This is a genomic window from Herpetosiphon llansteffanensis (assembly GCF_003205875.1).
Taxonomy (GTDB): domain Bacteria; phylum Chloroflexota; class Chloroflexia; order Chloroflexales; family Herpetosiphonaceae; genus Herpetosiphon; species Herpetosiphon llansteffanensis.
Genome location: NZ_PUBZ01000155.1, coordinates 1 through 15,552, shown reverse-complemented (window position 1 = coordinate 15,552; position 15,552 = coordinate 1). Strand labels below are relative to the sequence as shown.

Sequence of the window (15,552 nt, the reverse complement as noted above, 5' to 3'; positions counted from 1 at the left end):
GCATTAGAGGTGGGTATTCAAGTACTATCTAATGGATCAAGTTATATCAAAACTGGATATAATATCCCTGATAAATCTAATGCTGTTGTACAGATCGATAAATCATATATTATTCATATGATGGCTCGTTTTATATGTAAAAATATCGATCCTGAATGGGAGAAAAATAATTCTCTTAGTATAAATAAAGGGAATATCATAAATTTTCAAAAAGATGTAGTGATTGATAGAACAAATATTCATAAAGATTCTATCATTGAAATTTTATGGAAAGAAAATATAATAGATATAAATGCAAATTTAAAATTTTCAAAAATACTTTGGTCAGCGGATGTTGAAGTGAAATCATCTGCATATTTTATGTTTAAAGACGAAAGGATAGTTTTAGTAATCGAAAATCAAAAAATAAATATTGAAAACTATAAATCTTCATGGATTTCAACATTAGTTATAGGTTCACTCTTTACATGGACTGGGATAGGATTACTAGGTCCCGCTATTATTGCTGGATTATCTGGCATAGGTATTGGTGTAGCAGGTGGAATTGCAGGAATAGCAAGCTTATTTCTTGTTCCAGGAGCTACTTTATTAGGTCTTGGCATAGGTAAGAAAGCATCATTACGAGAAAAACCAGTTAGTAAAAGATTGAAAAAGCTAATAGGTAAAAAATTTGATTTTGATATTGAAGGTATCAGTACAGATGTAGCATTGATTGAACAGATTACAAATATTAATTATAAGATAGATAATATGAAAGATGAAATTACTACTATAATTGATTCACCTAATCTTTCATCCCCCTCTGATGAAAATATACTTATGATTGAAGGATTTCAAAACGACTTGTTTCCTATCGATACAATTGATATAATTCCGGTATCATTGTTTCATGAAAAGAAAAAAATAACACATCATATAGAAAATATCAGTGATAATGTAATTTATTATGGGCAATCTGGTAATGAATCGTATATTACAGATATAATGATTATCCAAGGGAGGAAAAATATAGAAGCACCCCGTGGGTATACGAGAGTAGAGAACCCGCTTTATATTAGGCCTGATGGTCGATATGTTTATCTTTGTTACACACGAGGATCTGGTTTACCTATAATTGAAATTAAGTCATATTATATGGATGCTGTACGAGTAAGAAAAGCTAGAAACAGGAGGGAATTTTTGCAAAAGATTTCAATACCAGATAAAGTGATTGATGGAGAGCATTTTTCCTACACTACTATAACAAAATCCTCAAAAGGGATTGAAGAAACTATGTGGTGGCTGACAGTTAGAATAGCTTCGCCATACTAAGCTCTGTCTGATAATTTCAGTGCCAGTTTCTTAAACTGCGTGGCAACCGAAGGGCACTCCGTGAGCCACCGAATAGTCCGTTCGACCTTGTGCACCCCCGCGTCGGCGTTGAGGAATCACTGATCGAATCCCATGCTGGGGTATGGCAACGATTCGATCAGCCACTGTAATGGTCAAATACCCTCTGCACTGCCCATGGGGCTGAGCAGCCGCTGCGTGTAGACGGCGGGCGAAAGGCCATCAAGGCCTCGCCCTTGGTGTGGCCGATCATTATAGTCCACGACAAAGGCTCCGAGGAGCGTGTCCAATTCCGCAGCGCTTTGCCATGTCTGTTCCCGCAACCATTCCTTTAGCGTCCGAACCATCCGCTCCGCAATCCCATTCGTCTGTGGTCGCCGGCGGCTAATCGGCACGTGCAGGAAGCCCTGCGTGCGGGTAAATGCTCGAAACGCATGCGCCGTGAAATGGACACCCCGATCAGAAATGACAAAGGCCACCGAGGCGGGAAGTTGGTCTTGCAAGGCCGCAACCACCTGATCGCTCGTAACATTCGGACCATCACACAACAGTGGAAGTCCATAACAGACCCGCGTACAATTGTCGGTGATCAGCAGAATGGCATACCACGTCGTCGTTACCACCGTCTTCTGAATCGCATCGCGTAACCGTCGCTGTTCGGCCTGCCACACTTGGTCTTCCTGCGTGCGTTGCTGCAAGACCTGCCGTCGATGTGCCCGCAGCACCTCGTTCTGCTGCTTGTCCGCGCGTTGGGCCTCCCACATCCGTTGCCGTGCCACGCGGCGCTGTGCTGGGGTCATCGCGCGGTCAATGGTGTGCTGGTACTGCCGCTGGCGATCGGCAACCGTCCCGCGAGTCGCGAGCAACTGCATCCACGCGCGATCCTCCTCGGCTCGCTGAAGCCGCGTGGCGCGACGGGCCGCCTGAAGGAGCTTGGCATGATGCCGAGGTTCGATCCGCTGCTGGCGGATGGGATCGGGAACCGTGGTTGGTTTGGAGCGCCACCCATAGCGGTGATTGGCCGCTGCGGTATAGGCCCGCATCTGCTCGGCATAGGGCTGGTCGGGTGTGGCAAACACGGCTCCCGGAAACGTGGTGCTGCGGGCTGATGGTGGGGCCTGGACGATTAATCGTCCAGACGAGCCACTCACGGCGGGAATGACTTGGTCGGCGGTGCGCGTGGTCGGAACAAAGCACAGATCGATATTGACGGTTTGTCCTGGCACGTCGGCGGTGCGCGTTATGGGCCGGAAGGATCGTTTTTTTTGCGGCGGCTGTCCACAAGGCATGATCGCGCAAGATCCGGGCAACGGTATTGGGACTGACCACCCGCTGCCACGCATTCCCTTTGGCTAGTTCATCCGCAATGCGGCGCTTGCCCCAGGTCGGATGCGCCGTGCGTTGTCACTTTCCGCCCTATACTACACAAAAATCGTTAGCAATCGCGCTCAATAATCGTCGGCAATCGTGCCCAATGTGGCCGATCGTCGGCAATACTGCTCATCTGACGTGCATTGCACCCCCATGTCCGCTATCCTGTTGCGCAACACTCTGTAGCGCGGGAGGTTCTATGGCGGGCACGAGGATTGACTCTATGGAATTGCGAGACCTAGTGCGCGAACTCCGCGCCTCCACCAATGACAGCGCGATTCAGCGCACCACGGGCCTTAACCGACGGACGATCCGCCGCTACCGTGCGTGGGCATCCCAGCATGGGCTGCTGACGGGCGATCTGCCATCCATTGAGCACCTCGCCGCCTTGGCGCACGACACGCTCATGACTCCCGCGCCACCCCAAACCGTCTCCAGCCTCGAGCCATTCCGGGCGCTGGCCTTGGAACTGCATGCCGCTGGGGTCGAAGGAGTCGCCATCCGTGAACGCCTCCGCGAGCGTGGCTTTACTGGCTCCCTCTCCGCCGTCTATCGCTTTCTCGCGCAGCTCACGCCTGCCCAGCCCGATGTGACTGTCCGTGTCGAGACCTCGCCTGGACAGGAGGCGCAGGTCGATTTTGGGTACGCTGGACGGATGATCGATCCGGTGACGGGGGTGCTTCGGAAGGCCTGGGCATTCGTCATGGTGCTGGCGTGGAGCCGCTTTATGTATGTCGAATTTGTCTGGAATCAGTCCGTTGAGACCTGGCTCTTGCTCCACCGCCACGGCTTCGAGTTTTTTGGTGGGGTTCCCCATCGCGTGGTGCTCGACAACCTCAAGGCCGGTGTTACCCATGCCGACGTGGACGATCCGCACATCCAACATGCCTACCGCGAGTGCGCCGAACATTACGGCTTTCTGGTTGCACCATGTCGGCCACGCACTCCTGAACACAAGGGGAAAGTCGAGAGTGGTGTCCACTTTGTCAAGCGGAACTTTCTCGGAGGCCGGATGCCGACCACGCTCACCCAAGCCAACCACGACGTGCTGGCGTGGTGTCAGACGACCGCAGGCCAGCGTATCCACGGCACGACCAAACACGTCCCGATCCTCCAGTTCCGCGCCACCGAACAGGCGGCACTCCAAGCGCTGCCCGCCAGCCCCTACGACCTCGCGCTCTGGAAGGCGGCCACGGTGGCTCGCGACTGCTACGTCGTGTTCAACCAAGCATTCTACTCGGTGCCCTTTCGCTTCGTTGGCCAAACGGTCCATGTGCGGGGCGGTGCTGCCGACGTGCGGATCTACACGACCGACTGGCAGCTCGTTGCCACCCACCAGCGGGCAACCACAGCGGGGGAGCGGCTCACGCATCCGGATCACCTGCCCCCGACACACCGACCGGGGCTGCTGTTAGGGAGGGAGATGGCGCTGGATCGTGCCACGGTGATCGGGCCTGCCACCGAGCAGGTCGTGCGCACTTTGCTGGATGACACGGTGGTGGATCGGCTGCGCACCGTCGGGCGTATTCTCCAGCTGGCCGAACGGGTGGGGGCGGCACGACTCGAGGCGGCGTGCGTCCGCGCCCTCTGCTATGACGCGATCTCCCACCAAGCGATCAAGGCCATTTTGGCACAAGGGCTGGATCACGAGCCAGCACCGGAACCACCCGCACCGCCCGCCCAGACCTACGTGCGGGATGCCCACGATCTGCTGGGCCACCTGTTTGGCGGTGTGGTATGGAACTAACCCATCAGTTGAGTGGCCCGCTCAAGCAACTGCGGCTGTCGGGCATGCTGGAAACCTTAGTCGCTCGGACGCGCCAAGCGGTGGATGGCAAGTGGTCGTATGAGGAGTTTTTGGCGCGACTGGTGGAGGATGAGGTGGAACGGCGGGCGCAGAAGCAACTCGTACAGCGGCTGCGTCGCGCCAACGTGCAGACGAGTAAAACGCTGGAGGGCTTTGATTTCAGCTTCAATCCAGGGATCAATCGGCAGCAGATTCTCGCACTGGCCAGTGGCGAGTATATCCGTCAGAAGCGCAATGTGCTGATCTGTGGGCCAGCCGGGGTCGGCAAGTCGCATCTGGCCCAAGCGTTGGGGCATGAAGCGTGTCGGCAAGGCTACCCGGTGGTGTATGTGAACACCCACAAACTGGTGCAGCACCTGCACAGCGGACGTGCTGATGGGAGTCAAGAACGGCGGCTGGAGAGTTATCTGCGGCCAGCCGTGCTGATTCTGGACGACTTTGGCCTCCGCGCGCTGAGTGCCCAAGGAGCGGAGGATCTGTATGACGTGATCTGCGAACGGTATGAACAGGGCAGCATTGTGCTGACGAGCAACCGCGCACCGACGGAGTGGCCAGAGCTGTTTGGGAACCCGCTGCTCGCGAGTGCGGGGTTAGATCGCTTGGCGCACCACGCGGAAACGGTCGTGATGACGGGCCGGAGCTACCGGGCGGCGGGTCGACGGGGCAGTGGTGAGCCATTGCCAAGCGCCGACCAGAACGAGGGCTGATCAGCAATGGGCTGGTCAGAAAACCGGGTCAATGGCGAGAACCAGGTGAGCAGCATTGCCGAGAATCTGGTTGGGCAGTATTGCTAACGATCATAGAGCACTATCGGGCGACGATTGACAGTGCGGAGGGCCACAATCTGCCCTTCGATGGCGGCATCAGTGCGCGCCGGGTGTTTGGGGGCCGCACTGGCAAAGCTCACAAGCGCCGCATAGCCGCCCGTAATAAAGCGCGGCTTCCAATAATAGAAGGTTCGACGACTCACGTGAGCGGTACGGCAGGCGAGCATGACATCACCCGTGGCTTCCCATGTTTCAAATACGAGCTGCCGTTGCTGCGCCGTGGTCAGTGGAAAATGAATGCGTTTCGTCATGATTCTATCGTAGCAGCATCGATCATAGAATGCAAAGGGTATTTGACCATTACAGTGACTAATCGAATCGTTGCCATACCCCATGCTGGGGCTTAACCCACCTAGCCCCAAATAGGAATTATGATTTGGAGCCGATGAGGACTAACATGATCCATAGAAAGCAGCAATGCCCCTGTTGTGGCTATATGACCCTTGATGAACGCGGACGCTACGATATCTGCGCGGTATGTTTTTGGGAAGATGATTGCGCTGCCGAGCAGTTTGATCAACCTGCATCTGAACGACCTCGGGGACCAAATGGCGTCCATCTCTGGCAGGCGCGCCTGAATTACCGTGCTTTTGGCGCTGCTGAGGAGAACTGCATTGACTCAGTGCGACACCCTCGATCTGAAGAGTTACCAGATCCTCATTAAACCAACGACGGATGATGAATGATGTGGTCACGATTTAATGGACAATGGTGCGTATCCGCCCCGCCCCGCTTCAATTGTTCCGATCGTTTTGCGGGTAGCATGTCCATTCGGTGAAAAATGGCCCTAGCATTAAGGGATAACACGTAGCCACAACATGATGAATGGAATATCCCGATTATGCTTCAAGATCGATCAATTGAAGCGATTGGATTGATCGAACGGCATACATGCTGTATGAACATAGTATTAGAGTAAATCATGAAATGACAGAGTTGCTAGGGGTGTATCGTTCTGAATTGAAGCAGTCTTGTCAGTTGTGATAGGCGTGAAAAAGAGCGAGGAAAAGTGATTAATTTCTCTTAATACTAGGGGCTGATTTGTATATGATATCAGCCCCCAAGGGCCAACTTTTCAACCAAGTTAGCCCTTGAAACTAAAAGTATAGTTCTCAAACTATCACTTCCGCACCGATGGATGAAAAAGACCGCGCTTTTATCAAAAAAATACTTTCCTCATGGCTCGCTAAAGATTGATAGGGGAGACCAATGCTATGCGAGAAAAATGGAAGAGTAGACGCATTCTCACGCGTTTCTGTGCGAATAAGGCTGTCTTTATGGGGAGAGGAACCGGCAAGAGGGCACGAAAAACGAAGTTGCATGCAGCAAACCTTCGTCTCGGCCATGCCCCCTCTTCACCCCACCATTGCAATCGGCGTTTTCACCGCTCCTCCAACGCTGAATGCGCGCTCAATCACGGATGATAGCTGAACATGCTCGTTTTGAGGACGAGACGACGAAGCCCTCGGTGGAGTACTTCGTGTCAGGTGATCGCGTCCTGAAGCAGGGTTTCTATAGCGTGGTACAGGGTCGGATTCCCTTGGAAACGCGCCTCCCCCATCCGACGCACATACTCCTGCCACCGCGTTTCCCGCAGATACGGCATCAAAAGTGTACGACCGTGTGCATACTGCCCGAGGGTTGTTGCGAGTTCGAGCGCGAAGATAACCTGCATCTGTGCGTCCGAGGGATCAAGGGCGGCGGCTGCATGGAAGCAAGCGAGGGCGCGCGGCATATCACCCTCCTGATACGCCAATCGATACGCCTCACCAATGCCGTGCAATGCACGCTGTTTCGTACACAGTCGCGCAAGCTCCGCAACGGGATGGGGGTGGTCATCAATGCGGAGATCATACAGCGTTCCCTCCCACGCATTCTTGAACAGGGTGCCGCTCACCAGCTTTAGTGCTGCGGACTGCTGCCCACGTACATCACCGCCATGCGCTTGGGCGGCATGCAGCGCCGCGAGTAGCCGTCCAACCAGGGGTCCCTGCGTTTCCGTAAAGGCTGCGGCCATTGCCTCGGGCACATGGGGACTGGCCATCATATTGGCTTGGACAGCAAAGTGGTCACCGACCACATCACCCGCAGCGCGAATACAGGTTGCCCCCGTCCACGCATGGGCCGTTCCCGTCGCATCGACCATGCCGAGTTGGCGCGTTGCGGCGAGGGAGTCACCAGCGAGTACCGCGTGGACGGCCTCCGTCGCAGAATGCCCGTTCCGCATGAGCGTTAGCCCGCTCGGGCCGTGCGACGACCGCAGGAGCGATTGGGTTGCGACGGCACCAACACCCGCTTCGGCCCAAATGCACATACTGCCAACACTCAGCACGGCTGATTGAATAGCGACCCCCAGCTCCCCCGTTGCGGAATCACGGGCGACAATTGAATAGGTCATTGCGGCACCTCCATGACATCATGGGGTGGCATGGTTGCTTCGGAGGCTATTGACAGCCGATAGGTCTCGATTAACGCCAATGCCGTGTGCATGCGGTCGGCCGCGTCATGCTGGCCCAACCGCGCATAGTCCGTGGCGGCCTGGCGGCACTCGTCAGCCTCCCGCGTCAGGATGGCATGGATATCGGTGGCACGCAGCACCCTTCGTGGCACATCAGGTGTGTATCCATCGCTGCTGGCGGGCGCGCTTGTCCGTGGCACCGCCTCCGCATTATCAATGGCGGCCAGCAGCGTCCGAATGATCATGATTGTATCCGTCTGACGCGCTTTCATGGCGGCGATCAGGTCGGCCTTTAGCCGGGTGCGGATCGTGTGGGCAGGCGACGGCGACGGCTGGATGGGTGGATGGGTGGCTACCGCCATGGCGTGGTCTCCTTAAAGATAGGCTCCGGAATCGTGACGCTGGCAACCGGGTTCTTCACCGAGCATCGGACTTGGGATCGCGGCTGGCGCGTGGGCAGGATCGTGGACCCGCGTCATGGCTTCTCATTGGGTGCCGCAAAGGACTGGTGTGCCGCGACAACAAAGGCGAACATGGCAGGGTCGATAGCCGTATACTGTTGGATGGCCGGTTCATGCATGTACATCTGGCGCATCGCCTGCTCGAGCAGCACATCACCACCAGTCATGGCCTGCACGAGGTCGAACCAGCGGGCAGCCAGCTGCTGCGCCGGAGGGCTGGCCGGCGGCATACCACCCTGCATCGCTGCGCGAACCTCGGTGATCAGCTCCGCCCAGGCATCGGAAACCTCGCGCATGTGGTGCGGACTCATGGCGGCGCGTCGTTGCTCGATGGTCGCACCAAGTTCCGGCGGATAGTATTGTTCGCTGAGCACGAGCAGCTGCAAGGTGGCCAGCGGATCGGTGCTTGTGTGCTGCTCGGTGCGATGAAGTTCCGCAACGAGCAGTTCCAAGCGTTGACAGATCTGCTGTTGGGCAGCGATCTGGGCCTTGAGATGCTGAATCTGGAGCATGATCATGTCCGGCAATGACGCCTGCGCATCGGCCAAGCTCGCACGAATCTCCTCCAGTGAAAGTCCCATCTGGCGCAGCAGCATAATCTGCTGTAAGCGCGCCATATCCTGGATGGTATACAAGCGATAGCCGCCGCTGCTGCGCAGGCGCGGGACGAGGAGGTGCTTCTCGTGATAATGATGCAGCGTCCGAACACTGATCCCAGCGGCTTTGGCGAGCTGCCCAACCGTCCATACGTCCATTGATTCCTCCATCGGGCATACCCGTGATGCCAGCGGCTCAATACTACACCCTCACGGTACGTGAGTGTCAAGTCGTCCAAACGACCTGCGCGCACGTTTGTTATTGAGGTATGGTAAGGATTACCACCAAACGGGCCGCATCGGTGATACCGCCATTCTGTTGCAAATAAAACGTGGTTTGTACGTCTCTTTTGTGCTTATTGAGGCTGATAGGATGCGCGGCAATACCAAAAATTCGATACAAAATGCCCATTCTGTCGCAAATTTCGTCAGCCTGTGTCCAAGAGCGTCGTGTTTTGGCAGTGGCTCGTTTATCGTGTCGCCTTACCATACCCCTCTATGAGTCCCAAAAGGATCCACCGATAGCTGTCTATCAGGAAACTTTCATTGAATGATCAGCAGGATTTATTGAGCCTGCTCTATACTGCATCTCATCCACTGTGTTGTTGAATGGTAAGAAAGAGGATCTTCTATGCGCCGACTGATGGTGTTCATGGGCCTATTCATGCTTGTTGGGTGTACTCAGCACCGTGGGGCACCTTCGGTTCCACCAGCAACCAAGTTTCCGCCAAGCCACGGATCGCCCGTCGCCTTGATCGCGCCAACAAATGTCCCAATCACTCAGCCAAGCAGTGTGCCAACTGCCAAGCTTGCCGATCCCATGCCGACGATCCCCGTGCCACCTACCAGCACCCCGATTCCTGCACCGCCGTTTACGGGACCGGTCGATTTGATTATTGCTGGCCTTGATGTCAGCGGTACGACCGTCCTGATTTCGCAGTTCTATGGCGATCATGAAAGTCGCCCACGCTATACCGTTCCATGTTTTGATCCCAATGGATGCGAGTATGCCAGTATTTTCTCGATTCCTCAGCGCCAAGAACTTGCGCTCAAAATTGAATCCCGTGAGGATAGCCGTTTATATTTGATCAATCTCGAAACGCAAACCCATCACCAAATTGCGGATCACCTGCTTGGTTGGGGCAAACATATTGTTGCTGCTCCCGATGGCAATACCATAGCCTTTCTGCGAGAAAATAGTGCAATGACGCGGCTCGCTCCCGTGCCAGTGGCGGCAATTTGGGGGTATAGCCTAAAAACCAATGAGCTTTTTGCAATAACTGATTGGCAAAACTTACACCAATCGATGCATTGGAGTGATGAAACCACACTCCTCTATACGCGCAGGTATGATGGAGATGATGAAACATGGCAGGTCGCCATTGACGATCGGGAACCAGCCCGCAAGATCTATAAAGGGAATACTATCGCGGTGCTCGACAACCCAGCACGGTGGTTTATCGAACGGTGGGTCGATCAGCAATTAAGCGATGAGCCGGTGGAGGTTATAAAATTTATTGATCAATATCAGCCTGATCACCATGAAACAGTCGCATGGTATCCCGCCTTTCAACCCCGGCACCAATCACTCATGATGCACGAATCACCCGATCTCCACCACGCATTATTGATCGAAAGCGATCACCGTGTGCTAACCAGCACACTCACCCTTATCAACCCATCGGCAACACGCACCCTGAGCCTTCCGCACGATTATTTCATTTCCATTGTTTGGAGTTCGGATAATCGCTATGCCTTTTTGGTTGGAACAAGTAGTATCACTCCCGTTGATACCGAGCAGGCCATTATCTTTGCCGCCATTCCAAGTCCCCGTTTCAACACCGTTTACGGACCGTGGTTTCTTGCGGCGCAAGGGCGCTAGCGAGAAGGTTGGTATGGTGTATGCTGAAAAATACTGTTGAACATGGGGTACGGCAACGATTGCTGTTTTTTCGGGCCATGTGTCGATGCATGCCTGCTCAATGGCCTATTCTCATCTTGTCAGCGTTTAAGGGATATGGCAACGATTCGCATACTCGTTGCCATACCCCTGCTGTTTTTTCGGGCCATGTGTCGATGCATGCCTGCTCAATGGCCTATTCTCATCTTGTCAGCGTTTAAGGGATATGGCAACGATTCGCATACTCGTTGCCATACCCCAACATGGGACGACATGCCCACGCCAGCCATTTAGCGCACTTGGGAAATTCCCAAGTGGGCGTGCAACGACCATACACACATCGCGCACACATCGCGCAACGACCGTGCACACATCTTAGAAGGCAATGAAGCGGCTCACTGCGTGGTCTGAGCGGGTCATTTGGTGGGCCGACACGCTTAAAGGGGCTTATATGGACGAAAAAGCGCCGATGCTGATGAACGAGCGGGGTTAGATCGCTTGCTGCACCTCGCCAGCGAGACAAGCGATGATCCACCACATGGGGTTTAAAAACATCACACCTGCTGTATCACGAAAAGGGTGTTAATGAAAAGACCCATGATTGATTATTCAGCGAATCAATCATGGGTCTTTTCATTTAATCCACCATCGCATAAGATACTGGAACTCATTCATCGCAACCAACATTCGCGCAGCGAGCCGCAGACTGAACATAACGCTTTTTTGCTTAACCCCTCAAAACAGTCAATTGGCCGCGCGTAGTATCTGGACGAAAAACCGCGCTTTGGAAATCCATCGCAAACCCAAGATTCGTGCTACCGCGCGCCACGCCATTAATGTTTTTAATCCTAGGGCCGTTTTTCGCCGAATGGACATGCAACCTGTTCCAGAGCCACGATGTTGTGACTCGATTGCGCAGCGGCAACGATTCGTGCATTTTCGGGCCATAGCATGTATTCCAGCATCGATCAAGATATTGGAATACATGATCAGTGCGGACGAGCGGGATTGTGCGGAACCCATGCGCTTCGCGTCTGTCCAAACGGTTACGAGTCCCGAACCTCGACATACCAACTCAAGGTGAGTGCATCCATCTCCCATAGCTCATCAGGAAATAACAGCTCCCATGCATGCCGCAGAAAGCCATACCGGTCGGTCGGAACCACAGTCCACTCAACGTAGAGATTCCAGACTTTCCGGAAGTCACGATCCATGGATTCATCATAGACATTGAGACAATAGCGAAGTGATTCTTTCATATAATATTGGGCACGGACATCTTCAGGATTTGTGGGACGATCAAATTGTGGTTGGAGATAGGAACGAATAAAGAGCGCTTGATTGGCGAGGTCATCAAGATAGAGCGAGTCGGCAAGTTGGGGGATGGATGGAGTAAATGATTGGATCATCAACGTATAAAACACCCACTGTCGATCAACCTTAATCTGTCTCATGTCCATGCTCCTTCGTCTCCACATTCCCGTATGCAGTCTACCATTACATGGATACACGGCAGCGCTCGTTTTTGAGGGTAAAGGGCTGATTTAAACGACAAAATCAGTACCCTATGCCCTCTTAACCCAGCTTTTTGAGGTGTTCATTGACCCATGCCTCTTCCTCGAGAATTGAAACACCAAGCCAAGGATATTTTTTCAATAATGGTAAGACGATGGCTGTTATTGTCCATAAATCCTTAGATATAGTGCTACGAACCCACTCCTTTTGCATTATTACGAGAATTCTAGTTAATGACTGGTCGATCTGAGCAATTATCTTAAGGATATCCACACGTTGCGCTGTATGCACAATAGACTGAGCTATGTTCAGCATCGTATCAAGAATAGTCATAGTGTATTCGGGATTTCTATGCGTTTTGGAGGCCTCAGCAATAGAAATAAGAGGAAAAATACGTCGCCATGGTTCATCAATGGATTGAACAATAGCCAGCGCACGGTCAATATCGCCAAAGGTAGCAGCAGCCTTAGCAATGTCGCTAAGAGGGACAACCCGTTGCCATGGTTCATCAATGGATTGAACAATAGCCAGCGCACGGTCAATATCGCCGAGGGTCGCTGCTGCTTTGGCAATAGATGCGATGGTATTAGCACGGTGCTCTTGATTGTCAAGGAATTGAACAATAGCCAGTGCACGGTTGATATCGCCGAGGGTCGCTGCTGCTTTGGCAATAGATGCGATGGTATTAGCACGCTGCCATGGTTCATCAATACATTGAGCAATGGTAATCGTTGTATTGAGAATGATCATAGCATGTTCAGCATGTCCATGGGTAGCAGTAGCCTCGGCGACGTCTCTAAGGATATCAGCACGTCGCCATGGTTCATCAATAGATTGAGTGATAACTAGGGCACGGTCAATGTTGCCCATGGTTGCAGCTTTTATTGCAATGGATGCCAGTGTATCAGCATGGTGCCATGGCTCGTCAAGGGATTGGGCAATAGTTAGCGCACCAGTAATATCGCTAAGATCAGCAGTAGCCTCAGCAGTGGATTTGATTGTATGGGTACGTTGCTGTGGATGGTCGATAGATTGAGTGATGGCAATAACTGTATCAAGAATGGTCTTAGCATAGTCGGTATGACCATGGATGGCAGATATCTTGGCAATGGATGCAAGTATATTAGCACGTTGCCATGGCTCGTCAATCATTGATTGAGTGATAGTTAGTGCACGATCGATATCGCCAAGGGTCGCTGCTGCTTTGGCAATGGATGCGAGTATATCAGCAAATTGCTCTTGATAATTAAGTGATTCAGCAATGGTAATCGCTGCATTGAGAATGGTCATGGCATGTTCAACATGCCCATGGGTAGCAGTGGCCTCGGCTATGACCCTAAAGATATCAGCACGTCGCCATGGATTGTCAATAGATTGAGTGATAACTAGGGTAAGGTTGATGTTGCCAATGGTTGCAGCCGTTATTGCTATAGATGCCAATGTATTATCACGTTGCTCTTGATTGTCAAGGGATTGAGCAATGGCTAGGGCTGTATCGAGAATGGTCTTGGCATATTCATCCTGTCCATGGGTAGCAGTGGTCTCGGCTATGACCCTAAGGATATCAGCACGTCGCCATGGATTGTCAATAGATTGGGCAATGTCTAGCGCTGTGTCGAGAATAGTCTTGGCATGTTCATCATGTCCATGAGTTACAGCTGCCTCTGCAATAGTCCTAATTGTATAGATATAGTATTCTGGATTGTCAATAGCTTGGGCAATAACCAATGCACGGTCGATATTTCCAAGGCAGGCAGCCGTGCCTGCAATGGCACGAAAGAGATCAGCCTGATCTTCTGGATAATCAATAGATCTAATAATGGTAATCGCTGTATCGAGAATGGTTATGGCATATTCTGCATAACCATGGATAGCAGCGGCTTGGGCAATTGCCCTGAGCAGATCTACATGCTGCCATGGTTCCTCAATGGATTGGGTAATGGCTAGTACTGTCTCGAGAATACCTATTGCTTGTTGACTATTACTAGTTATAGCACTAATTTTTACAAGTATATCGAGAGCATGAAATTGGACGATGCCCGATGTGTAGCTGGCTACTTGATGTAATCGTAAAATGATTGTACGACGTTGTTGGTTATTACACCACGGAATAATCCTATCCCAACATTGTATCTGCCTATAAGTATGAGAAAGTAGATCTATTCGCTCCAATGCCTCCTGAACGGAACCAAGCATTGCTAAAACCTCAAATGCTTCATCGGGCCATCGATCAACGCGGCTAGTCAAACTTATTCGCAATAAACAATATTTCCATAACCTAGGCAAATGCTGAATATGTTCCTCAGTGGATTGCCCCGCTTGAATCGTACTCTCCCGCCCGCGATCCAAATCTAGCGCATAGAGTCGCGTACTCGGATCGAAGCGGGTTTTGTGTTCGCCATAGTCGCCCGCATCCAAGATCTGCCACAGCATTGGCCAGTTTTCGGCAAAGAATAGATGCGTTATGTAATGATGCCGCGCATACACCCGCCGCGACTGTTCAATGGGATCGCGATCATCACTCCAAATCACATCTAAATCCACAGCACACCAGTGAGCCAGCTGTTGGTGCCAGCGTTTCACCTCTCGAGCGGTAAACATCGATGTCGCCAAATAATCACGAAACATGAGGTGATGGAGGGCAACCAGTTGATTAATCCCGTGACTGACTAATCCCCCAAAGACCCACACCGCATCCTGTATGGCATCGTAGTCGTGCCCCAGCAGATCACCAAGGACATCCAGCCGCAATGGTTCTTGTGTGACCAGCAAGAGCGCTAACATCGGCTTCCAAATGGTTGGCCAGCGAAGCTCAGAACGATTTTTGATCCGCTCCAATTTAATACTAAAGATGTCATTTGGATTCTGCTCAATCTGTCGAATTAAACTCGCCGCATCGACCACAGATTGATAACGCATTGAATCCGCTGCTAAATAGACAAACAATGCATTGCCTTTCAATGCGGTATAGAGGTCATGGAGTAAACTTTCTGCAACTCCAGACTGGATTGATCGCAATACCGTTAATGCATCCATTTGGCTCAGAGACGGTAAATCGTACACAGCCTTGTTCAAATATAACGACTTGAAGGCTTCATCTGGTCGCGACCCCAGCACGATCACGATGCCTGGTGGCGGCTGTGATGGCAAAAACGATAAATTGATGTGGTCCTGAACGTATAGACGAGTATGGTATCATACTGATACGGGAAAGGAATCCACCAATGACACGGCAAAAACCACGCACCTTTACGGCGGAATTTCGCCACATGGCCATTGATCTCGCGT

Annotated in this window: 12 protein-coding genes; 5 read left to right on the top strand and 7 right to left on the bottom strand. The window is 52.1% G+C overall.

Annotation, left to right across the window (positions count from 1 at the left end; all coding sequences use genetic code 11):
• Positions 1-1,311: hypothetical protein (locus tag C5S61_RS26975; protein ID WP_164689771.1), on the top strand; the 1,311-nt coding region annotated here is incomplete at its 5' end.
• A 173-nt stretch (positions 1,312-1,484) separates the two neighbouring features.
• On the opposite strand, the gene C5S61_RS24710 is transcribed toward C5S61_RS26975, so the two are convergent.
• Entirely contained in the window at positions 1,485-2,555 is a 1,071-nt protein-coding gene (locus C5S61_RS24710) for an integrase core domain-containing protein (RefSeq protein ID WP_164689770.1), read from the bottom strand.
• A 368-nt stretch (positions 2,556-2,923) separates the two neighbouring features.
• On the opposite strand from C5S61_RS24710, the gene istA reads away from it, so the two are divergent.
• Entirely contained in the window at positions 2,924-4,447 is a 1,524-nt protein-coding gene (istA, locus tag C5S61_RS24705; protein ID WP_164689769.1) for an IS21 family transposase, read from the top strand.
• A complete protein-coding gene (istB, locus tag C5S61_RS24700; protein ID WP_110519936.1) occupies positions 4,438-5,214 on the top strand; it encodes an IS21-like element helper ATPase IstB in 777 nt (258 codons plus the stop codon). Before istA ends, istB begins: the two co-directional genes overlap by 10 nt.
• An 83-nt stretch (positions 5,215-5,297) precedes the next feature.
• On the opposite strand, the gene C5S61_RS24695 is transcribed toward istB, so the two are convergent.
• The gene (locus tag C5S61_RS24695) at positions 5,298-5,585 is read right to left on the bottom strand and encodes a hypothetical protein (RefSeq protein WP_110519935.1); all 288 of its coding nucleotides are present in this window, start codon (positions 5,583-5,585) and stop codon (positions 5,298-5,300) included.
• 134 nt (positions 5,586-5,719) lie between these two features.
• Between C5S61_RS24695 and C5S61_RS27635 the strand changes: the two genes are divergently transcribed.
• Positions 5,720-5,998, top strand: coding sequence for a CPCC family cysteine-rich protein (locus tag C5S61_RS27635; RefSeq protein ID WP_439109063.1), 279 nt, complete (start codon positions 5,720-5,722; stop codon positions 5,996-5,998).
• Between the two features lie 819 nt (positions 5,999-6,817).
• Here the strand turns inward: C5S61_RS27635 and C5S61_RS24685 are convergent.
• The 3 genes from C5S61_RS24685 to C5S61_RS24675 all read right to left on the bottom strand — a co-directional run bounded on the left by C5S61_RS24685 (position 6,818) and on the right by C5S61_RS24675 (position 9,008).
• Entirely contained in the window at positions 6,818-7,732 is a 915-nt protein-coding gene (locus C5S61_RS24685; RefSeq protein ID WP_110519933.1) for a DUF1028 domain-containing protein, read from the bottom strand.
• On the bottom strand, positions 7,729-8,154 hold the full coding sequence (locus C5S61_RS24680) for a GatB/YqeY domain-containing protein (RefSeq protein ID WP_110519932.1): 426 nt from the start codon (positions 8,152-8,154) through the stop codon (positions 7,729-7,731). The genes C5S61_RS24685 and C5S61_RS24680 overlap by 4 nt, the downstream gene beginning before the upstream one ends.
• Positions 8,155-8,267: 113 nt before the next feature.
• Complete coding sequence (locus C5S61_RS24675; RefSeq protein ID WP_164689768.1) at positions 8,268-9,008, bottom strand: MerR family transcriptional regulator; 741 nt, start codon at positions 9,006-9,008, stop codon at positions 8,268-8,270.
• Between the two features lie 472 nt (positions 9,009-9,480).
• Here C5S61_RS24675 and C5S61_RS24670 point away from each other — a divergent pair, with 472 nt between their 5' ends.
• Complete coding sequence (locus C5S61_RS24670; RefSeq protein WP_110519929.1) at positions 9,481-10,731, top strand: TolB-like translocation protein; 1,251 nt, start codon at positions 9,481-9,483, stop codon at positions 10,729-10,731.
• Between the two features lie 1,064 nt (positions 10,732-11,795).
• Here C5S61_RS24670 and C5S61_RS24665 read toward each other — a convergent pair.
• The gene (locus C5S61_RS24665) at positions 11,796-12,203 is read right to left on the bottom strand and encodes a hypothetical protein (RefSeq protein ID WP_110519926.1); all 408 of its coding nucleotides are present in this window, start codon (positions 12,201-12,203) and stop codon (positions 11,796-11,798) included.
• A 121-nt stretch (positions 12,204-12,324) separates the two neighbouring features.
• Positions 12,325-15,300 carry an ATP-binding protein gene (locus C5S61_RS27180; RefSeq protein WP_205701480.1) on the bottom strand — a complete coding sequence of 992 codons (2,976 nt, stop codon included), beginning with the start codon at positions 15,298-15,300 and terminating at the stop codon, positions 12,325-12,327.
• Between the last annotated feature and the right edge of the window lie 252 nt (positions 15,301-15,552).